At 68.4% G+C, this 21249-nt stretch carries 21 protein-coding genes and 1 pseudogene; 5 read left to right on the plus strand and 17 right to left on the minus strand.

What is annotated here, in order from left to right; all coding sequences use genetic code 11:
* Positions 1-760 precede the first annotated feature (760 nt).
* From SJY07_RS00765 to SJY07_RS00805, 9 genes are all read right to left on the minus strand, one after another.
* The gene (locus SJY07_RS00765; protein ID WP_380156316.1) at positions 761-1351 is read right to left on the minus strand and encodes a hypothetical protein; all 591 of its coding nucleotides are present in this window, start codon (positions 1349-1351) and stop codon (positions 761-763) included.
* Positions 1348-2667, minus strand: coding sequence for a hypothetical protein (locus SJY07_RS00770; RefSeq protein WP_380156318.1), 1320 nt, complete (start codon positions 2665-2667; stop codon positions 1348-1350). Before SJY07_RS00770 ends, SJY07_RS00765 begins: the two co-directional genes overlap by 4 nt.
* Entirely contained in the window at positions 2664-3455 is a 792-nt protein-coding gene (locus tag SJY07_RS00775) for an ABC transporter ATP-binding protein (RefSeq protein WP_380156320.1), read from the minus strand. Before SJY07_RS00775 ends, SJY07_RS00770 begins: the two co-directional genes overlap by 4 nt.
* On the minus strand, positions 3440-4288 hold the full coding sequence (locus SJY07_RS00780) for a hypothetical protein (protein ID WP_380156322.1): 849 nt from the start codon (positions 4286-4288) through the stop codon (positions 3440-3442). The genes SJY07_RS00775 and SJY07_RS00780 overlap by 16 nt, the downstream gene beginning before the upstream one ends.
* Before the next feature lie 55 nt (positions 4289-4343).
* Positions 4344-5147 (minus strand): transposase family protein, encoded by an 804-nt coding sequence (locus SJY07_RS00785; protein WP_380162072.1) that lies wholly within the window; start codon positions 5145-5147, stop codon positions 4344-4346.
* Between the two features lie 142 nt (positions 5148-5289).
* Entirely contained in the window at positions 5290-5850 is a 561-nt protein-coding gene (locus SJY07_RS00790; protein ID WP_380156324.1) for an RNA polymerase sigma factor, read from the minus strand.
* Positions 5851-6076: 226 nt separating this feature from the next.
* Complete coding sequence (locus tag SJY07_RS00795) at positions 6077-6622, minus strand: phosphoribosyltransferase family protein (RefSeq protein ID WP_380162074.1); 546 nt, start codon at positions 6620-6622, stop codon at positions 6077-6079.
* A 221-nt stretch (positions 6623-6843) separates the two neighbouring features.
* Positions 6844-7677, minus strand: a complete 834-nt coding sequence (locus SJY07_RS00800; RefSeq protein WP_380156326.1) for a hypothetical protein — start codon at positions 7675-7677, stop codon at positions 6844-6846.
* A gap of 124 nt (positions 7678-7801) precedes the next feature.
* Entirely contained in the window at positions 7802-8170 is a 369-nt protein-coding gene (locus tag SJY07_RS00805; RefSeq protein WP_380156328.1) for a hypothetical protein, read from the minus strand.
* 263 nt (positions 8171-8433) lie between these two features.
* Here SJY07_RS00805 and SJY07_RS00810 point away from each other — a divergent pair, with 263 nt between their 5' ends.
* Both SJY07_RS00810 and SJY07_RS00815 read left to right on the plus strand, forming a co-directional pair.
* Positions 8434-9588: a hypothetical protein gene (locus SJY07_RS00810; RefSeq protein WP_380156330.1), complete on the plus strand. Its 1155-nt coding sequence runs from the start codon at positions 8434-8436 to the stop codon at positions 9586-9588.
* 629 nt (positions 9589-10217) lie between these two features.
* Positions 10218-10535, plus strand: coding sequence for a hypothetical protein (locus SJY07_RS00815; protein ID WP_380156332.1), 318 nt, complete (start codon positions 10218-10220; stop codon positions 10533-10535).
* Positions 10536-10727: 192 nt separating this feature from the next.
* Here the strand turns inward: SJY07_RS00815 and SJY07_RS00820 are convergent, their stop codons facing one another.
* The gene (locus SJY07_RS00820; protein ID WP_380156334.1) at positions 10728-11714 is read right to left on the minus strand and encodes a hypothetical protein; all 987 of its coding nucleotides are present in this window, start codon (positions 11712-11714) and stop codon (positions 10728-10730) included.
* 603 nt (positions 11715-12317) lie between these two features.
* Between SJY07_RS00820 and SJY07_RS00825 the strand changes: the two genes are divergently transcribed.
* Together SJY07_RS00825 and SJY07_RS00830 are read left to right on the plus strand one after the other, a co-directional pair.
* Positions 12318-12941 (plus strand): DUF6461 domain-containing protein, encoded by a 624-nt coding sequence (locus SJY07_RS00825; RefSeq protein WP_380156336.1) that lies wholly within the window; start codon positions 12318-12320, stop codon positions 12939-12941.
* Positions 12942-13437: 496 nt separating this feature from the next.
* Positions 13438-13887 (plus strand): GNAT family N-acetyltransferase, encoded by a 450-nt coding sequence (locus SJY07_RS00830; protein WP_380156338.1) that lies wholly within the window; start codon positions 13438-13440, stop codon positions 13885-13887.
* A gap of 421 nt (positions 13888-14308) precedes the next feature.
* Here SJY07_RS00830 and SJY07_RS00835 read toward each other — a convergent pair whose 3' ends face one another.
* Complete coding sequence (locus tag SJY07_RS00835) at positions 14309-15604, minus strand: IS256 family transposase (protein ID WP_380156340.1); 1296 nt, start codon at positions 15602-15604, stop codon at positions 14309-14311.
* A 379-nt stretch (positions 15605-15983) separates the two neighbouring features.
* Between SJY07_RS00835 and SJY07_RS00840 the strand changes: the two are divergent.
* Positions 15984-16485, plus strand: a pseudogene (locus SJY07_RS00840) (IS5 family transposase); the annotation flags it as partial.
* Positions 16486-16551: 66 nt separating this feature from the next.
* On the opposite strand, the gene SJY07_RS00845 reads toward SJY07_RS00840, so the two are convergent.
* The 6 genes from SJY07_RS00845 to SJY07_RS00870 form a co-directional block, all read right to left on the minus strand.
* On the minus strand, positions 16552-16992 hold the full coding sequence (locus SJY07_RS00845; protein WP_380156342.1) for a hypothetical protein: 441 nt from the start codon (positions 16990-16992) through the stop codon (positions 16552-16554).
* 155 nt (positions 16993-17147) lie between these two features.
* Complete coding sequence (locus SJY07_RS00850) at positions 17148-18413, minus strand: IS256 family transposase (RefSeq protein ID WP_380156345.1); 1266 nt, start codon at positions 18411-18413, stop codon at positions 17148-17150.
* 247 nt (positions 18414-18660) lie between these two features.
* A complete protein-coding gene (locus tag SJY07_RS00855; protein WP_380156347.1) occupies positions 18661-19464 on the minus strand; it encodes a nitroreductase family protein in 804 nt (267 codons plus the stop codon).
* A gap of 6 nt (positions 19465-19470) precedes the next feature.
* Positions 19471-19782, minus strand: coding sequence for a hypothetical protein (locus SJY07_RS00860; protein WP_328296132.1), 312 nt, complete (start codon positions 19780-19782; stop codon positions 19471-19473).
* Between the two features lie 34 nt (positions 19783-19816).
* Positions 19817-19993: a DUF1059 domain-containing protein gene (locus tag SJY07_RS00865; protein WP_328296131.1), complete on the minus strand. Its 177-nt coding sequence runs from the start codon at positions 19991-19993 to the stop codon at positions 19817-19819.
* A gap of 157 nt (positions 19994-20150) precedes the next feature.
* Positions 20151-21155, minus strand: coding sequence for a TerC family protein (locus tag SJY07_RS00870; protein WP_380156350.1), 1005 nt, complete (start codon positions 21153-21155; stop codon positions 20151-20153).
* Between the last annotated feature and the right edge of the window lie 94 nt (positions 21156-21249).

Below are 21249 nucleotides of genomic sequence, written 5' to 3' on the forward strand. Positions count from 1 at the left end.
GGGGCGCGATCAGCGCTACGACCATCGTCGCCTGGTGGCTTTGGATCAGGCGTCGCCTCTAGCCCGATGGCGCACTTCACGCGACCCGCGCGGTGCGCAGCGCACGGTCATCTCACCGTCCGCGCGAAGTGCCGGCTTCTCGCACTACAGGTGGATGACCTCCAGGTACTGCACCACCAAGCTCACGTCATGAACTACCTACCCGATGGCGAAGCCGTCGCTGCCGCTCGAGCCCGCCTCGTTGAACAAGGAGTCCCAGGCCAGGAGGGCTGGCGCAGCACCGTGGTCGCCGCCCCAGAATCCGGGTGGCTAGTACGCACGTGGACAACGACGCCCCCGGAGTTGACCCGACCCACCGGACAGCCGCAGTACGTGCACCACGTCGAGATCGACCATGACGTCCACCCGCTCCTGATCGAGCAGCTCTATCACGTCGGCAGCTAGACCTCAGCCGTGCGACTGGATCTACCGGTCATCCCGCGGTGTGAGCGCTGCCGCTGGTGGCCGGCGACCTCGCGGACGTAGAGAGAAGCGGTGGAAGACTTAGCCAGCGATCGTCACGCCTTGCTTGACCTGTACCGCCATCGACGGTGAGCAGCGCCCAAGACTCCTGCACCGCTGGGTCGCCCATGCGTCACTGACCGGCGGGAGGCTGCCCTCTTGATGAGCGTCGATGGCGAAGGACGAGCATGGCCGTGAACCTGGTGCCGGGGCCACCTCGCGGGCGTGACCTCCTGCCGCGTGCAACCAGGTGAGGGGTTCAGCGACGCGGTCCCCGCCGCTGGTATGTGATGAAGCCGGTGATGAGCAGTCCCAGGGCTACCACCCATGAGGCGTCGAGCACGCCCGGGCGCAGCAACCACCCCCACCATGCCGCCCCGACTCCCTCAGCGTGCCCAGAAGCCAGGTAACTCGTGAACGCAACGACGGTCGCCGGCGCCCAGGCCACGTGGACTGGCGCCATGGACGCCGTCAGCAGAGTGAGCCCGACCAGCCCCGCGGTGTTCCGCACCACGGCCGCGGCCCCGAAGACACCGGGATCCGCCAGCAGTGTCACGGCCAGCGCCGCCGACGGGACCGACCACGACAGCAGCGCGTGCAGTGCCCGGAACCGCGGTGTGAACCGAGGACAGGAACGTTCCAGCCCCACGTCCCCACCGATGAGCGTTCGCGACACCAGCACCGTGGCAATCAGCGGGCCACCGACCGCGACGGGTGGTCGCGCCAATGGTCCTGAGAAGTACGGCCGCGAGGCGAGCCACAAACCCGCCCACCACACCGCCACGGCCAGGACCGCGATCCCGACCGCCGTCACCGGGATCCGGCGAGCTTGCCAGAACCGCGCGTTCACTCTGCCAACCGTTCCAGGCCGTCGAAGTCGCAGGCGTGGACGGCCTGCAGGTACCGCGCCAGCCAGGCCCGCGCGGCCTCGGGGTCACGCAACCGCTGACGCAGCGCCTCCGCACGAGGTGAGGTGACGACGTCGTCGACGTGTTCGCGCTCGCTGGGCATCAGCAGACCGGCCGCGACGTACGACAGGTCGAAGGAGGTCCCGATCTCAGTCTCGGTGGCGTCCGACGGGCCGATGGGACAGCGCATCGAGACGAACATCATCAAGGTCTGGAACCGCACATCGGCGGGATCGGCCAGACCGCCGCGAAACACCGATCCCGCCGTGTCCAGGCTTTGGATCGGCAAGTACCCCGCGGCTACGTCGCCGAACACGTCTTCTCGTGCCCCTCGCAGATCCACCACTGCAGACATCTCGGCCACCATGTCCCGCGCCAAGGGGGTGGTCTCGGTCAGGAACGCTTCGTGTTCACGCGTCACGCAGACCACGGGCTCACCCGGACTGCATACCTGCTGCGCCGCAACTGGATCACGCCGTGTCCACGCGGGGTAGCCGCTCGCGTCCTGTTGAAGGTCCAGCAGCGCGAACACCGACACCGCGGCCGTCGCCGCCGGTAGCAGCGCCCACAGGCGGCGGCGCGCCAGAACGACGACGAGGACGACCGCCGAGATCGACACCAGCCACCCTGCGAAGGCGGGGACGACGCCGGGAAGGAACTGCTGGTAGCTGCTGTACGGCAGGTTCCCGACAGGAGCGAAGTACCTTTCGGCTCCTGAGCTGTAGGAGAGGAGGGCACACCCTAGGTACAGGACGAAGCCGACCAGGGGTGCGGTCAAGCGCCGCGGGATGAAGCGGCCGACGGCCCACCCCACGGTCAGGCACAGGATCAGCCCCAGCAGGCTCAAGCCGACCACGGCACCCGTGTCGGCACTCACGTACGTGGCGGTGGGGGCGACGGCGACAGCGAACAGGACACACGTCCCCGCGAACCCCAGCACAGCACCGAGGATGAGCGCGAACAGTGTCACCAGGCTGCGGTGGGCCCGGGATCGCGGGGCGCTGGCCAGCAGGTCTCGCATGCCCCAGCGGTGCTCACGGGCGCCGATCCAGGCAGCGACGGTGGCGGCGACGGGTCCGAGGACGAGGCAGTAGGCGTTGACCTCCCGGGCCTGCGACGCCCAGCCTGCGGACCAAGAGTTGTAGCCGCTGAACCGCGGCACCCGGCCCAGAAACACTGCAACCCCGACCAGTAGCAGAACCACGCAGAGGAACCCGAAGCCGCTGCGGCGCAGCTCGGTGCTCAGGACGCGCCTCATCGGGCGTCCCGGTGTGCCCGCAGCGCGGCGGTGTAGCCCTGCTCGACAGCGGACACGGCGGTGGCGGCCTCCCCGCCGAGGTCGGCAAGCCCGGCGGGGGTCCCCGACCAGGCGAGACGGCCGGCCTCCAAGAGCGTCACCGCATCGCAGGCCGAGGCGACATCTTCGACGAGGTGCGTGGACAGGACGACAGTGGTGTCGGCGGACAGGTCCCGCATGAGGCGACGAAAGTCCACACGCTGCTCGGGGTCGAGGCCGGCGGTCGGTTCGTCGAGCAGCAGCAGTTCAGGATCGTTCACCAGGGCCTGGGCAAGGCCGACACGACGGACCATCCCACCGGACAGCTCCTTCAGCCGAGAATCGGCGCGCTCGATCAAGCCGACGCGCTCGAGGGCGTGGTCGACGGCCAACGCGGTCCGGGCGGCGGGTACTTCCTTGAGCCAGGCGAAGTACTCGACGAACTCGCGAACGGTGAACCGGGGATAGCCGCCGAACGTCTGGGGCAGATAGCCCAGCCGCCGGCGGATCTCGCGGCGGTCGGCGTCGGTGCGACCTTCGCGGTCCAGCAGTCGGACGCTTCCCGCGGCAGGGTCGACGAGCGTGGCCAGCACTCGTATCAGCGTCGTCTTGCCGGCGCCGTTGGGGCCCAGCAGTCCGTGGACACCGTGACCGAGATCCAGACTCAGACCGTCCAAGACGGTTCGAGCACGCCGACCGCGGCCCAGGCGCACCTGCAGGGAATCGACGCTGACGGTCCGGACAGTCGTGCTGCTCAACGGTTCCTCCACGTGGACAGATTGCTGAAGGCGCTGCGGCGCAGCGCGACGACAAGGGCGGCGGTGAGGACGACCACCAGCCACAGAGGTTGCGCGGCGCTGCTGAGGGCTGCGGGTTCCCATGTCACCGTGATCGCGAACCACGGAGAGTTCAGGACCGGCGCGGAGGGTAGGACCACCAGCAGGACCCAGGCCCCGGCGACGGCGGCCGCGGCCCGCTCCAGGGGCAGCAGCGTTCCCAGGGCGAGACTGGCGGCGGAGGTCGCGAGGCTGGGCAACAGCCACCGAAACTCCAGACCGGATGCTCCGACCAGGACGCCGGCCAGGAACGTGAGGGGCAGTGCCGTCCCGACGACGACCAGCGTGCGCCAGAGCGTAAGTCGCAGCCCGGCGGCCGGAGTCGCCAGAACGGCCTCCCGGCCGGGGTCGTTCTCGCCCCAGGCTGCGCAGGCCACCCCGAGGGCGGGTACGACGGGGGCGAGCAACCACAGGGCCGGCCAACCGCTTGGCGCGGTGGCATCGAGCACGGTGGCTGCGACCACGACGGCCAGCACGACGAGCAGGGCGCTGGGTCGCACCAGCCAGTGCGCAGCACGGCGGGCCCGCCGGGTGCCGCGGGTCTGCGCAGGGGGGGCAGAGACGAAAGCGGCCCGCTGGGTGGCCAGGAGGTCGGCGTCAGCCGGTTCCAGGGCCAGGGCCAGAGCCGCCCGGCACTGCGCGCAGTCCATCAGGTGCGCCTCGAGCGACCACGAGTCGCTCGGTCCGCTGCGGCCGCCGGCGTAGGCCGCCAACAGGGCGGGCGAGGCGTGCCAGCCCGATGCGGGTCGTGCGTCATTTCTTCTCATCACGCCTCCTGGGTCAGTGAGCCTTTGTCAGTAGCGACTTGATCATGACGGTGCGTCACGTCGTGCGGTCGTGTTCGCGGTGGAGGACGATGAGGGCAGCAGCGACGATCGCCCCGATGCGCCAGGGGCAGAGGGTGACGTGCTTGAGGGCCTTGAAGGTGTTCTTCAGCAGGGAGTTGCCGCGTTCGGCGACGGCGCGAGTGGCGGAGTGCAGTGCGTTGAAACAGGCCTGGTCTTCGGTCAAGTTCTGGCCCTTGACGTGCTTGGTCGGGCAGGTGAGGCGGCCGCGTTCACCTTCGTAACCCAGGTCGGCCAGAACGGCGTGCTCCTCGTCGCGCCATGCGGTGAGGGAGTCCAGGAGGCCCGGGTGGGCTCGGGCGCAGGTCGTGTCGTGCTCGCGTCCGGGGCGGACGGGAGAAACCCAGATCGGCCAGCCGTCGGGTGCGGTGACGACTTGGATGTTACCGCCGTGGTGATGGTGCTTGCCCGACCACCAGAGGTCTACTCCTGCAGTTGGTCCTTTCACCGAGACTCGGTCGGTTGCGATGAGGGTTCCGTCGATCATGACGTGGCTGTGGCCGGCGGTCCGGGCGGCCAGCAACGCCCCGACCAGCGAAGGTACCTGCCCGGCCAGGACGTCGAGGGTTTCGTGGATGTAGCGGTAGGCGGTCTTGAGCCCGATCACGTTGTCGACGGCGAGCTGGCGCATCCGGATCGCATCGACCAGCCAGCGGCAGAACAGCACCGCCTGGTCGAAGGGCCTCAGTCGCCGGCGGCCGCGGCGGGTTCCACGCATCTGCTGGTCCCGGTGCAGCAACTCGGCGACGTAGGTGACCGTGGCGCGGGAGACGGGCAGCACGGCGCGGTAGGTGACAGGATCGAGCACGGCGGGACTCCGGTAGGGACGGTCGGACTGTGAGAGGAATGACCATCCTCCGGGGTTCCGTCCTTACTGCCGACCATCAAACCCGTCGCCGTCACCCTCCGCCACCGGCCCGGTGCTACTGACAAGGGCTCAGTGAGCGTCGCAGCGCTGCGCGAGCACGGAATGCCCGCGCCTTCACGGTTCCCTCCGGAATGCCGAGCACACCGGCGGCCTCCCGAGTGCTCAACCCGTCCAGGACGGTGGCTTCCAGGACCTCGCGCAGTTGCGGGGACAATCCTTCGATCGCGGCCTGCAGGGGTCCGGCCAACAACCCGTCGATGACGACCGCCTCCGCGGAAGGAGTCGTCGCCTCATGGCGCTCGGCCGCCCGCAGCCGGTGCGCGGTGCCCTCACGCACCGCCCGCCGGCGGAAGGCGTCGACGAGCCGGCGGGCGGCGATCGTCCACACCCAGGCTGCGACCTCACCCCGGCCGTCCCACGTCGCGGCGGACTGCCAGACGGCGGTAAAGCTCTCCTGCACGACGTCCGCCACGAGCTCAGGGTCGGCGCACCGACGGCGCAGCCGCAGGAGCACCGTCGGTGCCAGCCGGGCGTGGAGCTGGGCGTAGGCGGCGGTGTCCCCTCGCGCGACACGGCACAGCAGCACCGCGTCGTCCACCACAGTCAGATCATCCACGCTCCCCCTGACGCGGCTCGATCCCGGACGGTTCGCAGCCGCGCGACCTCAGACGTCGGCGCGGTCCTGGAACGGCATATCGCTCGGTGATGGCCCGTACCGGGCCAGTGACCTTTGGACCACTCGCCCACAGCGACCGGGCGACGTCACGGTCATCCCCCGGTGCGGGCGTGACCGTGCCCCTGCTGGAGACGCCCTCGCATCTCCAACAGCATGCCGCGCGACCTCACAGTTCCCGGATGTGCAGCAAGCTCGTCACCTTCAGCGTTCGTCGGACCCGGCTGTCGGCGAGGGCATCGACGATGACCGAGGCCCCCGCCCAGGACGCGCCGGCATCCTCAACCAAAGCGTGCACCGTCAACACCTGCCCACCAGTGGCCACCCAGTCATCCACGAACAACACCCGATCTCCTGAACGGACCAGGTCCCGACGAAAGCCCAACCGAAGGTGACGGTCCTGGTAATCCGGCGGCGTAGTGCGCTGCCACCACGCATCACTGTCCGCGGCGCGAGAGGGCTCTTTGCGCACCTCGACGAACCCGACACCCAGGTGGGCGGCGACCAGCGCCCCCAGCAACATCCCCTTCGACGCCGGCCCGGCGACCACCGTCGGCGCCGCTTCTCGTGACGACGCTGCGAGCGCCGGTCCCAGAGCTTGAAGCAGTTGCGCATCACGCCACCAACCGGTCACATCGGCAAGCGGCTCCTGCCCGGCGGCCCCGCGCCAGCGCAGCTCACGCCTCAACCGCTCCCGCACCTCTTGGTGCTCCATCGACGACACCGGTGAAGCCTCCCAGCACGCACTGGGGCCACCACGCCACCGGCGCCGTGCGGCACTGCTGCTGCACCTGAGCGACCGCGGACAACCGCCACAGACCTGACTGACGCACCCGACCCAGGCTCAAGGTCCACCCCAGCTCAGCTCTGCGAGACCACGGAGCATCGCCATGACGTTCGACGTCTCCGAACAGGTTCACCGTCGGCCCCGAACCACTACTTCTCCGGCGCTGGGTGACAGTCCAGAAACCGCTGCGCCCGCCGCACCTGACGTTCCATCAAGACGAGCAGGACCGGGTAGGACAACACACCCGCTGCTCCCCACAGTGTCGCCGAGAGCGACGAATCACCCAGAGCTCGCCCAGCCCACATCAGCGGCAGACCCGCGTAGACGACCAACAGCACACGCTGCTCGATCAGCCGTGACGCCAAGTCCCTGGCCAGAGCGAGCCGGCGGACATCCAAAGGCTCCCGACCAAGCACCTGACGGGCCAGCTGCCTGCGCTGACGCCAAGTGAGAACCGACGTGGGGGCACGCCAGGCCGAGCCCCACATTCCGCGACGGACCACCAACACGATGCCCACCGCTTCCACCACCAGCCCAACACCCAGGAAGACGAAGCTCCCCACCTCTCGCAGCCCGGACACGTCATCGACGTCCGAGAGGCCCGGATCGGTGACGAAGCCGACCACGATTCCAACCCCGGCTGCGAGCACGATGAGGGAAACGATCAGCACCCACATCCGTGTCCGACGTCGCCGCACCTGCCGTCTGGCCCCATCGGTGGGAACTCCAGTCAGGATCGACTCAGCCTGCGACCATCCGCGCTCGTGCTGGAGGTCGGTGCCGTCGGTGCCGTCGGTGCCGTCGGTGCCGTCGGTGCCGTCGGTGCCGTCGGTGCCGTCGGTGCCGTCGGTGCCGTCGGTGCCGTCGGTGCCGTCGGTGCCGTCGGTGCCGTCGGTGCCGTCGGTGCCGTCGGTGCCGTCGTCGGGGCTCTCGAAGCCCGGGCGATCACAGCCGCTCTCATCGTCTCGGTCGTGCCCTGCCACGTCTTGTCAATTCCCTCTCCGCAACCGGACGGCGGCCGGGCCGTCGATATCACCCGAAGACGCACTCATGACGCAGCCCGCTCGGCCAAGACGCGTCCAGCTTCGCCAGCAGCTCACCCCGGCGCTACGACAACCACACCGCGACAAGCAAGAAGACGACGATCGCCGCCAGCGGCACCACGACGGCACCGAACACGTGACCAGCGTTCCTACCAGGCCGGCGCAACAGGGCGGCACTGACCAGTGCCGCACTCATGCTCAGCACCACCCCGATCGCGCCCCCGAAGAAACCGACGACCACGAAGGCCAGCAACACCACCCGCACCGGTATCGGCAGCGGGGCGGAGGCCACAACGGTGCGCCCATCCAGCTCCACCGTGGGGCTGAGCTGGCGCCAACTGAAACCGGCCTGCACCTGATGACTGCGACCCTCCTCATCCACCAGGACGGGTGCTCCCCAACGATCGCGGGGCAGCTCCTGACCGTTGTGCATGACGCGAGGACGACGGGACCAGGCCTTCTCGACGACGAGATCCTTCCCGAGAACTGTCACAGGTGCGCCCACGATCCGACCCTGCCATGCCTCGCAACGCCAAAGGGGCCGGCTGAGATACCCAGTAGGCCATCCAGGTGACGTCACGGTCATCCCACAGTGCGCACGCCCTCGCTGGTGGCCCAGCGACATCGCTCCCATGGCGATGGCGGGGAAGGCACAGACCCCCCTCCTCACTCACCTGCCGCTGCCAGACTCACCCCGTGACGGATTCGACGCTGACCTCCAGCCAACTGACCGACGTCCTCACCATGGCCTGGTCCGAGCTGGGCCCACCCGCCGTCGCCATCGAACTGCTGCACCGCACCGGAGACTGGCTCACCACCCTCGACACCGCCGGCTTCCTCGACCTCGACACCCACCCCGACACCACCCCCCCCCGAGCCACCCTGCGCTGGGCCGAGGCCATCGCCGCCCTCGCACCCGACGCACCCCCAGGCTTGCTGCCCGCCAACCTTCCTCCTACCCGCCACCACCGCGGCGTCCTGCGCATCGCCGCCGCACTGGCCTCCGCCGTTCCCGTCGACCTCGGAGGCGCCGTCGGGGACATGGACCGGCCCACCACCGCCCACGTCCTCGCCGCGATCAGCCGCTCCAGCCAAGACCGCGCCCAGTGGTACGACCCGCGCCTACCCGACGGACGACCCTCCGCGCACCTGATACCCCTCTACCTGGACGGGCTGGCGGACTGGCCCACCACACAAGAACCGCCCCAAGACAGCGAACTCCCGCTGTGGCCCGCCCGCATCGAGGAGGAAGAAGTCGCTCAACAAGCCGCAGCGCACCCCGCCCCCACCGCCAGCCTGCCGTTGAGCACCCACCTGGCCTCAGTCCTGAACCACCTGCGCCCCATCGATCGCCGCTACCGCTACGAAACCCTGGGCATGAGGAGCGCACCCGGCATCCTCAGCGAAAGCATCGACGTCCGCCGCGACGAAGACGGACGCGGCGGCGCCTTCTTCACCGGACCGCGCCCCATGCCGGGGCCGGGCGAGGAACGGCTCTGGCTGCGACGAGCCGTCGACCCCCACTGCTGGCACCTGCTGCTGGTACCGGCCGGCGTCGACCTGCGCACCGTCCCGTTCCACAAACTCCGAGAGGTGGGCATCACGACCGTTTCGACCTCCCCACCCGCGCCAGGGAACACGCCCGTGCTCGCCGGTACTGACCTGCGAAACCCCGGCGGTGGATGGACGGTGGTGCAGATCGGCGACGTCCTCGCGGAGGTCGTGCACCTCGAGGACGCCGTGACCGGTATCCACTGGGCCCGCCCCGGTGGGAAACGGGTGGGCGTGACCATCCCCGCCCGCCCACGAGAGGCCATGGAACGACTGCTGACCTGGCCCGGGGTCCCCTGACAGGCACTCGCACCCGAAGGGAACACAGCACCAGTGCCGTTCACGACGTCACGGTCATCCCGCGGAGCTGAGCGCTACGCAGTACCACTGCTCCACCAGCTCTCGCTTCGTCGTGCCGTCCTAACGCCGCTCTGGTGAATCACCGATCGGCCCGCCGGGGCAACCCATGTAGGCGACCACCGCACCAGGCACGTCCTCAGGCTCTGGACGTGTCGGCCCCAACTCTGCCCGCACCTCGCGCGCCCAACCGTAGAAGGACCGCTCCCCGCTCATTGGATCAAGTACGACGGCCTCTTGAGGTAGCTGCACCATGCCCCAGACGAGCACGTCCTCCCGAGACCCCGTGAAGGTCTTGAGCTGGCCCTCGTCGACCAACTCAGCTACCCACCGGTCATTGGCGTCCTGACGAACCGTCAGCCGGCCACGGCGAGCCAGGGAATGACCCTCGGGAGGCGGGCGGTGCCTGCGGCCTGCCATGAGAGAAGGCTTGCACGATGAGTTGTCGTTCGGACGGGTTCGACTTCATGGTCATCCCACGGTGCGCGCTGTCGCCAGCGGTCGCGACGTCGCGGTCATGCCGAAGATTCCGAGGAGCACATGATCGTCTTCCAGCCAGGATCGAGGAGCAGATGAGCGACGGACACGTCCCCCAGCGCAGCGAAGCAGACACCGAGAACTGGAACATCACGCTCTTCGACCTGACTGCCGTACCCGATCAAGCACTAGACGACGCCCCCTCCCTGCTGAGCGGCCGCACGTCCCGGCAGTACCTGGACTACCGCGCCCTCGAAGGGCAGGACATCATCGACTTCCTCGTGAGGGGTGACATCCCAGTCGGCGCCCATGATCGAGCGACCGCTGACTGGGCCGCCCGCAACCTCGACCGGGACACCTTGCTGACGTTGCTGTCGTGGGTGCGCCGAGCCGCGGCGAACGGCTCCCCGTAGTACACAGTCACGACGGCAACCGAGACGGCGTATACGTCCGCACATCCCGCGTTGTGGGCGGCCCTGAGCCGTCGGCGACGTCGCGATCAGGGCAATGCCCGAACGCATGCTGAGTGCCTCGACACCTACGGATGCCCGATGAGCGGACGGCCGTGAAGACATCGGCGAAGTCGGTCCACCCAGACGCAGACCTCAGACGTCGAGCACCCCGTCGATGGCATCCTCCAGGGGCGGCAGGGCACGGGTATCGAGATCCTCCATCAGGTGGATCTGTGCGTACTCGGGCTTGGCCACAGCACCAAGCTCGTCAAAGAGATCCAGACGACGACGCAACCGCACCCCCGGATAGGGCGCGAAGCCGAAGGTGCACTCCAGCTGCGTGCGGGGCCAATCTCCCACCAACCGCACCTCGACCGCGCTCATCCCCCGAGCCAGCGGCTGGGTGGTGCCTGACCCCTGCCAGTAGCTTTCCAGCTGGCTCCAGTCGTCCACGACCTGCTGCACGTAGGACTCGACGTCGAGTGGACGGGGGCGCAAGGGCCAGCACGCGGGGCTGATGTCCACCTCGCCACTCCGCGGCCACGACTGCACCAACCGCGTCAGCGCATCCACCACCAGCACACGGGGTGGCGTCAGGTCGGTGGCGACCACGACCGCGAGACGTTCCCCGGCCGGGGTTGCCGCGACGACGGTGTTCCCACCCAGGTCGATCGGAGCGGGCGACTCATCACCGGGCCTCGTCCCGACCGTGCCCAGGTTCGTGAACGCCGCCGCGACCGCTCGGCGCTGGTCACCGGAGCCACCACGTTCGTTCCTGTCCCAGCCCAGGCGCCACGTCCACTGCCCGGCCCGAACCGCGGCACCAGAGTCCACGTTGCTGTCCGGGTCGAAGGAGTAGCCGTGCCAGAACCCGTCGCCAATGAACTCCAGGAGGGACTCAGCCGGGACGTCCACCTGCCCCTCAGCTGCAATCACCTGCTCAGGTAAGCCACCGTCCCAGGCAAGCGGCACCCAGCGGCTGGACCAGAGGACCTCGTAGGTGTCGGCGCCCAGCTCGTGCAGTGACCACGGTTCCACGTCGAGCTGCACCCACAGTGCCTCCCCGCTCGTGCGCAGCCCCCGGATCGGGCGGTCGGTGTGCACCTGCTGGACCCGTCCATCGGCGTCGGCGCGCAGCACCGTGCCTGATCCTCGCCACCCCACCGGGGCAGCCTCGGATCCGTGCACGACCTCCTGCGGGGGAGGAGCAGTCGTACACCAGGCGCTGGAGTGGCCGGCCACAGCAAGGCGCAGCCCGTCGGTCCACACCGCGATCGGGTCGGCGTCGACCTGCAGCCTCAGGAGCGGGCTTCCGGGGCTGTTCTGGACCCAGAGGGCCTCACCGTCGACCCGTGCGGTCATCGACTCCCCAGGCGGTGGGGGCGGTAGCTCGGTCCAGGACACCAGCCGCCGCAGCGTCCCTTCGACCGGATCCAGGACAGCAGCCACGGGCTGGGTCTCGTCCAGCACCCACACCCCAGCTGTGGTGGTGAACAACCGTCCCGGTCGCAGCGTCCGCACGCACCGATCATCCTCAGCGACGGCGCACCCTGCGACCGACTTGCTCAACCTGGACGTCGGGCCTGTGGGCGGCTGGTCGTGCCGCGCTACCGGCCGTGACACGCCTCCGCGACCTCACGGTCATCCCGCGGTGCGGTACGTCGACGACGTCACGCACATAACGACGATGAGCGAGCGATGGGTTCAGGTGTCCTGTCCGGTGGGCCTGTCATGCTCGCGCTCATGCCGGAGCAGTGGGAGCGCGAGCTGGAGTGGGATGACGACTCGGAGCGGTGCTTCACAATCGTGCAGGGGTTGACACCCGTCCAAGCTCTACAGGTGCTACTGCCCGATGCGGTCACTGACATCGCCCCCGCCCGAGAGGTCGAGCGCTGGGTGGACGTGTCGTGGGGGCCTGATGAGGAGTTCGAGTACCGCCAGATCGCCTTCGCGGGGACGCACGAGGGGTGGACCTGGGTGTTCGAGCCCAACGGCTTCGCTGGGTCGAACTTTGAGCCCAGCACGTTGACGCCCGTCCCGAGTCGCTACATCAGCGTGTACTGGAACGTCAACGCCGTCATGCGCTTTCGCTACCTGGCGGACGGCGAACTGGGCCGTGACTTCGACCCGCTCTTCCGCGCCGACAAGAGTGCAGACGATGAGTCGAACAGCGTCGACATCGACATGGACCTCCTCGGGGCAGAGCTGGTGCCAGAAGGGGACCCGTTGCCGCAGGAGGACGACATCGACTGGACTGAGCCGCGGCAGGCGTCGGTGAGCCTGCTGGTCAGCCTCAGTGGCGTGAGCTGGCCTTCGACTAACGACTTGGTCCGCAGCGCCACCGCGGCGGTCGGCTACACGCTCTGATCATCCGGCAGCGCAGCTCCAATTCCACACCACCCTGCACGCCACTCGCCTGGCGGAGACGCGGAGCGAGTGGCGCTGGCCGTGCATCCGGTCATCCCGCCGTCCGTGTGCTTCTGCCGGCACGGCGCGAACGCGGCGGCGATCGCGGGCTAGCGTCATCCAGTGTCGCGACCTGGTGGACTCCGCATCCTCGTGCCTGTCGCTCTCATGGGGGCGATCCTGGCCGTTCTCTGGCTTGTGACTGCCGTCCTCCACACCAGCGAGTGGCCGATGTGGGCGCGGACGACCGCGCAGATCATCGCCGTATCAGCGGTCCTGTCGCCCTTCTTCATCTTGCGTAAGTGGGTGCGAGCTGGCGAGGAGCCTCCGGCGGACTGACCTCACGGTCATCCCGCGTTGTGCGCGGTGGCCCCGGCGTCGGCGACGACCGGATCTGCCGATGAGCGACACGACCTGAGCACGAAGCTCACCCGCACCGCCCGGATACCGTTGGATCATGGCGGGACTGCGTAAGCGCACCGAAGCAGACACGGCAACGGTCGTCAGATGGATTCCTGACGCTGCAGCTCTCTACCGCTTCGCAGGTCCTTGGCTCACCTGGCCCTTGACCACTGAGCAGCTGAACGACGTCACCGCCCGACCCGGGGCCACCGCATGGGTGCTCGACAGCTCCGACGGCGTGGCCGGCCACGTGCAGCTGACTCCGACCGACCACGCCGTACGGTTGGGGCGCGTCCTCGTCGACCCTGCACAGCGGGGCCGAGGGCTGGGCCGTCAGCTCGTAGCTCTCGCGGTCGAGCAGGCCCGCTCGCAGGGAGCGGGCCGTGTCGACTTGGGCGTGCTGGGCGACAACTGGTCCGCGCGTCGCATCTACGAGGCCCTCGGATTCGTTCCCGCCGCTGATCCGGAACCTTCCGGGGTGATCATGATGACGCGGCCCCTGTGACGTCATCCACATCCTCTAGGACAGCAGCCTGACCACTCGCCTTGCGTCCGCTCATCCCGCGTTGTGCGCGCTTCTGGCGATGGCCGAGCTCCTAGAGTGACGAGATGTCTCGGGTCACCGTTCGCTGCGCATGGGCCAGCGACGCGCCTCAGATGGCACGAGTCCATGTCACCTCCTGGCAGGAGACCTACCGCGGTTCGATGCCTGACTCGGTACTGGATGATCCCGCTCTCCCCGCGGCCCGAGAAGGCTTCTGGACCGCGGCCCTGACCGACGAGCGCTGGAGCAACAACCACGCTGCCGTCGCGGAAGCGAACGGTCACATTATCGGCGTCGCCATGTCCGGCCCGCCTGAGGACCCCGAAGGATGGAGTCCCGTGAAGTGGTGTAACTCCTGCGCGTGAAGCGCTGCGGTTTCGGACTATGCCGTGAGGGCGGCGGTCCTGTCGAGCGGGGTGACCGTGTCGGGGTTCACGGTGACCGCGGCGGTGGGCAGGACGGTGGGTTCGGGCGGAGTCAGCAAGGCCATGGAGGCCTCGGAGAGGTAGCGACGTTCCCCGGACTGCCACTCATCGTGGGCCTCGATCAGCACGCACCCGGCCAGACGCAGCAGGGCCTTGGCGTTGGGAAAGATCCCCACCACGTCAGTGCGGCGCTTGACCTCCCGATTCAGGCGTTCGATCGGGTTCGTCGACCAGATCTTCTTCCAGTGCGCCTCGGGGAACACCGCGAACGCCGTCACGTCCGGACCGGCCTCATCCAGCATCTCCGCGACCGCAGGGAACTGCGCGCGCAGGGTGTCGGCGACGACGCGGACCTGCTCACCGACAGCCTCCGCGGTGGGCTGGACGAAGATGGTGCGGACCATCGCCGCGACCGCGTCTGACTGCCCCTTCGTGACCCGACTCAAGACGTTGCGCATGAAGTGGACCCGGCATCGCTGCCAGGACGCGCCGGTCATGCTCTGCTCGATCGCCGAGACCAGACCGCGGTGCTGGTCGGAGATCACCAGCTGCACCCCGTGCAGACCCCGCTCGCGCAGTGAGGTCAGGAACTCCTTCCAGAACGCCAACGTCTCGGCGTCTCCGACGTTGCAGCCCAATACTTCCCGGTGTCCATCCGCGGTGACGCCGGTGGCGATGACGACTGCTTGAGAGACGACACGTGCGCCCTTGCCGTGCTGGTCACCGCCGACGCGGGCCTTGCAGTACGTCGCATCGAGGAACACGTATGGGGTCGCCTGCGCGTCCAACGGGCGGCTGGTGAAGGTGGCGACCTCGGTGTCGAGGTCGGCGCAGATGCGGGACACCTCGGACTTGGAGATGCCCGATTCAGCGCCCAGGGCCTCGACGAGGTCGTCGACCTTGCGGGTGGATACGCCGTGGACGTAGGCCTCCATGACGACGGCGTGCAGGGCCCGGTCGATGCGCCGGCGAGGGTGCAGCAGGGTCGGGAAGAACGACCCCGTCCTGGTCTTGGGGATCTTCAGTGCGAGGTCACCTGCGGTGGTGGCGACGAGGCGGTCGCGGGTGCCGTTGCGCTGGGTCGTGCGCCCGGCTGAGCGTTCGTGGTGGCCGGCGCCGATGTGGTGCTCGGCTTCGGCATCGATGAGGGCTTGCAGGGCGCCTTGCAGGATTCGGCGCATGAAGGTGCCGTCGTCGGCAGTGGTGAGTGCTTCGGTGAGGGTGGACAGGGCAGACTGGTCCATGAGGGCCATCGCGTTGATCTCCTTCTACGAGTTCCTTGGCGGGTACTCGCAGAGCTTCACGCGGTGGCCCTCACCTGCTTGGTGGGACACGCTGGGGCGGGTCCTGAGGCGGGCCGGAGTTACACCACTCGAGGGGACTCACCCGTCCGCTCCTTCCGCACCGCTGCCAGGCCAGCCTGGACACCGCGCCGGCAGCCACGTTACGGAGGGCCTACACGAAGGCGGCCAGGTCCTTATCAGCGGTCACGAGCGCCCTGCGATCCCGGTGACACCACCTTTTCGATCATGACGACAGGGGCTTCGAGTCATACCGGGACCGCTGGCCTGCGCCCCCACCTTGGGGGCAAGAACAAGGTAACGGGGCTGTGCATCCTGGATCGAAGCCCTCGCGGTCGAGGGAGAGTACCTCGGGCGCTCCCGCGGAGGACTGACGTCCAAGCTGCACCTGGCCGTCGACGCGTCCGGGTTACCGCTCGCATTGATCCTCACTCCAGGTCGGGCCGGCGACAACCCGCAACTGCTGCCACTGCTGGACGCCTTGGCCGCGCTGCGCGGCAGTGGGTATGCGGACAACCGACGCCTGCACGTCGAGCGGGTCCATCGCCGACAAGGCCTACACCCACGCCCCCACACGCAAAGCACTGCGGCGCAGACGCATCAAAGCGACAATTCCGGAGAAGAGCGACCAGATCGCCCGGCGCAAAGCCAAGGGCTCCACCAGTGGACGGCCACCCGCCTTCGACTCCAAAATCTATCGTCAGCGCAACGTCGTCGAGCGCTGCATCAACCGACTCAAACAGTTCCGCGCCTTCGCCACCCGCTACGCCAAACGCGCTGCCTACTTCCGCAGCGAAGTGATCCTCGCTTGCATCATGCTGCACCTTCAATGAACCGCGCCACGACGTGAGTCGAACCACCACGGAATCGCGACGGAACCACGGCGGACTCGAGAAGGGTTACGTCCACCCGGTGCGCGTGTCAGGGATCTGCAGTCCCGGCCACCGGAAGTCGATGCTCACCAGCTTCCCCGCCGGCAGCGGCTGCAGCCGGAAAGTCCGTTCTGCGGTTCGCGTCGGGTCGTCGTCGGTCATGTACGAGCCGCCTTCACCGCCGGCCAGTAGGGGCAAGTCGCTGGCCGATGGTGAGGAATGTTCGCTACCACCGCTGGTGGGGGCTTGCCGCTGTAGTGAGGACACGTTGTCCACCGACTGCCCGTCAGAGAAGTTCAACGTCAGTCGTAGCCTCGCTGGGCCGCCTGGATCTTCGCCGAAAGCGCCAGCTTCATCGAACAGGTCAGAGGTGACGTCGTGCGTCGCTGAGCTGGTGTGACGAACGTTCAGCGTGAACGTGGCCTGCGCCGCTTCAACGGAGATCAGGTTCAGGTCGACGGTCGCCACCGGCGACGACCCGATGGTTAAGGACTTGAACACACGACCTCCACCCGTAGACGCACATCGAGGAGTGCTGACGAAGCTACTACTGCGCCAGTACCTCCCGAAGGTCAAGTCCATGGAGGTGGTGTACGACGTTCGCCGCGAGATGCTCCGTGTGATCAGGCCGTCAGGGCCTGCAGGGTGAGGTCGGAGTTCACCTCCGACGCGGTCTCGATGGTGTCGGCTCCGCCGGGCATCGCGATCAACCGACAACGGCCCAGCAGGTCCAGGCCGAGGTAGCGCCGGCCCTCGGTCCACTCATCGTCCTGCTCAGCCAAGACGGCCCCGACGAGGCGGATCAGGGAGTCGCGGTCGGGGAAGATAGCCACGACGTCGGTGCGGCGGCGGATCTCCCGATTCAACCGTTCCTGCGGGTTGTTCGACCAGACCTGACGCCAGACCTCCTTCGGGAACGCGGTGAACGCGAGAACGTCGGCGCGGGCCGCGTCCAGATGGGCGGCGACCTTCGGCAGTTTCTGCTCCACGGCGTCCAACAGGCGGTCGAATTGGGCGTGCAACGAGTCCGCGTCCGGCTGGTCGTAGACGCTGTGCAGCAACGTCTTCACCCAAGGCCACAACGTCTTCGGTGTAACCGACATGAGGTTCGCGGCGTAGTGCGTCCGGCACCACTGCCAGCTGGCGCCGGGCAGGGGCGCCCCGATCGCTGCGACCACGCCGGCGTGGGCGTCGGAGGTGATGAGTCGGACGCCGCTCAGGCCGCGGGCGGTGAGATCGCGGAAGAACCCCAACCAGCCCGCGCTGTCCTCCGCGCTGGAGGTCTGCAGGCCGAGGATCTGGCGGTGACCGTCGGCGTCGACCCCGACGGCGAGCATCGCGTGGACGTTGGCGACGCGGCCGTCCTCACGGACCTTCATCACCAGCGCATCGGCAGCGACGAACGTGTACGGACCAGCGTCAAGTCTCCTCGTGCGGAAGGCTTCGACCTGGACGTCGAGGTCCTTGGCCATCTCGCTGACCTGCGACTTCGACAACCTCGTGATCCCTAACGACTCGACGAGCTTCTCCATCCGCCTCGTCGAGACTCCCAGTAGGTAGGCGGTGGTAACGACGGTTGTCAGGGCCCGTTCAGCGCGGCGGCGTCGCTCCAGCAGCCAGTCCGGGAAGTACGACCCGGAACGCAGCTTCGGGATCGCGGCGTCAATCGTGCCCAGACGGGTGTCGAAGTCGCGGTGGCGGTAGCCGTTGCGGGAGTTCACCCGCTCCGGGCTCGTAGCGCCGTAGGCAGCTCCGCAGACGGCGTCGGCGTCAGCGGACATGAGTGTGTTGATGAAAGTTGACATCAGCTCGCGCAGCAGGTCTGGGCTCGCCTGCGCCAGCTGCTCGTCGACGAAGCGGGGAGGGTCCATCATGGGGTTGGCGGTCATCGCGTGGTCCTTCTTCGGTCTTGAGTGGGAACTCAGGTCGAAGCATCACGCGGTGGCCGCCTTCTACGTCTTAGCCACGCCCGTCATCGGGGGTGGTCGTACACCACTCTGGTGGACTCCACTTTCCCGAACGACGCACTCATGATCGCACAAGTGTTCGAAGGCGTCAGCGGTTGTTCTCCCACCGCATGCAAGCACGATCACGCCGACTCGATGTCAGCCGTCTTCTTGATCCGCAGGACACGCCCTACAGACCGCTCTCGGCGTCCCAGCCCTCCTGGGGCGTGCGGCAGTCCTCGCGGAAGACGAACTGCGACACCCGCCGCCGTTCGTGGCTCGACCAGTCGATCACCGGCCGACGGGCCTGCTCGGGGAGGTAGCCGATCCGGTAGACGGCCATCAGCTCGAGGTCGTCGGGGACCTTCAGCAGGTCCACCAGCGTCTCCCAGGCCCCGGGGACCTCCATGGGGAAGCTGACGAACTGGATCCCCAGGCCGAGCTCCGTCGTGGAGAGCCAGACGTTCTCCATCGCCGCCCCCATCGAGAACAGCGAGTAGAAGCCGGACAACTCCCCCGGCCGGTACTCCGCGCGGTCCAGCATCACCCCCAGCAGCAGCGGGGAGCCGGCGACCAGGTCCCGGTTCTGGCGGCCGAGCTTGCGCGGGACCCCCAGCAGGTTCATCACGAACTGCCCGCGTCGGGTGAACACGCTGCGGGTGAAGGGGCGCAACGGCGCGGGGAGCTTGTCGAAGAGCATCCCCGAACGGCTGCTCTCCATCTCCTCGGCGCTGAAGCGGAAGTAGCGCTTGTAGCGCTCGAAGAACGTCCCGTTGCCCATGGCCGTCGTCATCGACGCGCCGCTGACCCGCGCGACCTCGGCGATGGTGTCGCGGGACTCGACCAGGACGAAGCGCCACGGCTGGCTGTTCAGCTGCGAGGGGGCCCGGGCGGCGACCTCCATGAGGATCCGCTGGTGCTCCGAGGTCACCGGGTCGGGCAGGAAAGCCCCGTTGGTGGTCCGTCGGGCGGCGATCGCCGCGCGCAGTTCCACGGCCGCTCAGCTCGCCAGGGCGGCGACGTAGGCGGGGGCGGCGCTGCCGGCGATGACGGGGTGCCAGCGCGTGCGGGCCGGTACCGCCGGGATCGCCAGCAGCGGGAGCGCCGCGGGGAGGAGGCGGAAGAAGGCCCGGTCGCGGCGCAGGGCGAGCTCGGCCCCGGCGGCGGCGGTGAGGACGGCGGTCGCGACGTAGACGGCGTGGTGCACCCAGCGGAACCCCGAGGTGTCCAGGACCCGGGTGGCGACGGCCGCGCCGAGGGCGCAGTTGGCGAGGTAGCTCGCGGCGGCGGCGGTCAACAGCGGGGTGCGCACGGGCGCAAGTGCACCACGCAGCGCCGGGCCGGGCTCAGCGGACCTCGCGGATGGCGAGCAGCACCTGCCCGACGAGTTCGGCCGGGACGTCGCGCAGCCCGTGGTCGTGGCGGGCGTGACCCGAGACCTCGTTGAGGATGGAGTCGCTGTCGTGGGCGGTGAAGGTGCGCGGGCACCCGGCGACGACGTCGCCGCAGGAGAACTGCTTCACGGTGGGAGGGCTCCATTCCTGACGCCGCTGGGCTCGACGGTCAGTCACTGTTGTCGGCGTACACCGACTCCGACCTGAGCCCGCGCGAGGAACCCTGCCCGGACGGCCGAACGCCCGCCCACCGGGAGGGGTGGACGGGCGTTCGGGGCGTTGCGGTTCAGTGCTTGTCGACCGGCTCCCCCGCGGGTTCGTCGGTGGACTCCGGGGTGGAGTCCCCGTCCACCGCGGCCGGTGCCGGGTGGCGCAGGCTGAGCACGATCGCCAGCGTCAGCGAGATCACGATGACGCCGAGGCTGACCCAGGTGGGGATGTGCGGGATCGAGGGGCTGATGACCTCGTGCCCGGCCTGGAAGAACAGCTTCACGCCGATGAAGGCGAGGATGAAGGCCAGTGCCTTGCTGAGCAGGTGGAAGCGCTCGAGCAGACCGGAGAGCAGGAAGAACAGCGCCCGCAGCCCCAGGATGGCGAAGGCGTTGGAGGAGAAGACGATGAACGGTTCGCTGGAGACCGCGAGCACGGCCGGGACGCTGTCGACGGCGAAGATCAGGTCGGCGGCCTCGATGGCCGCGACGACGGCGAGCAGCGGGGTGCCGTAGCGCTTGCCGGCCTCCTTGATGAAGAACTTCGTGCCGTGGTACTCGTCCTTCAGCGGGATGACCCGCTTGAGCATCCGGACACCGATGTTGTTGCTCTGGTCGCTCTCCTCGCCGTCGTCGCCCTTGAGCATCTTCCAGGCCGACCACAGCAGGATGGCGCCGAAGGCGAAGAGGATGACGGTGAAGCGCTCGACGACCGCGACGCCGACGCCGAGGAAGATGGCGCGGAAGATCAGGGCGCCGAAGACCCCGAAGAAGAGGACCCGGTGCTGGTACTCGCGGGGGACCTTGAAGTACCCGAAGATCAGCGCGAACACGAAGAGGTTGTCGACGGAGAGGCTCTTCTCCAGCAACCAGGCCGTCGTGTACTGGGTACCGGCGTCGACGCCGTAGGCCCAGAAGATGATGCCGCCGAAGGCCAGCGCGATCGCGACCCAGACAGTGCTCCAGATCGCCGCCTCGCGGAAGCCGATGACGTGGGCTCCACGGTGGGACAGCAGGTCGATCGCCAGCATGACGACGATGACCGCGCCGAGCGCCAGCCAGGCCCACAAGGGGACGTTCAACCCCAGGTCCACTGTGATCTCCCGGTGTGTGAGGGTTCGTGACGACGTTTGTCGCTTTCACCCATGATGACTGCCGAAAGATGGCAAAGCGGAG

This window comes from Kineococcus sp. R86509 (genome assembly GCF_042466365.1).
GTDB lineage: Bacteria > Actinomycetota > Actinomycetes > Actinomycetales > Kineococcaceae > Kineococcus.

Coding starts and splice junctions, on each gene's coding strand:
- SJY07_RS00805 (WP_380156328.1), bottom strand. CDS start 8,170: ATGCACAACGGTCAGGAGCTGCCCCGCGATCGTTGGGGAGCACCCGTC.
- SJY07_RS00780 (WP_380156322.1), bottom strand. CDS start 4,288: ATGAGAAGAAATGACGCACGACCCGCATCGGGCTGGCACGCCTCGCCC.
- SJY07_RS00825 (WP_380156336.1), top strand. CDS start 12,318: ATGCCGGAGCAGTGGGAGCGCGAGCTGGAGTGGGATGACGACTCGGAG.
- SJY07_RS00795 (WP_380162074.1), bottom strand. CDS start 6,622: ATGGAGCACCAAGAGGTGCGGGAGCGGTTGAGGCGTGAGCTGCGCTGG.
- SJY07_RS00770 (WP_380156318.1), bottom strand. CDS start 2,667: ATGAGGCGCGTCCTGAGCACCGAGCTGCGCCGCAGCGGCTTCGGGTTC.
- SJY07_RS00830 (WP_380156338.1), top strand. CDS start 13,438: ATGGCGGGACTGCGTAAGCGCACCGAAGCAGACACGGCAACGGTCGTC.
- SJY07_RS00835 (WP_380156340.1), bottom strand. CDS start 15,604: ATGGCCCTCATGGACCAGTCTGCCCTGTCCACCCTCACCGAAGCACTC.
- SJY07_RS00850 (WP_380156345.1), bottom strand. CDS start 18,413: ATGACCGCCAACCCCATGATGGACCCTCCCCGCTTCGTCGACGAGCAG.
- SJY07_RS00815 (WP_380156332.1), top strand. CDS start 10,218: ATGAGCGACGGACACGTCCCCCAGCGCAGCGAAGCAGACACCGAGAAC.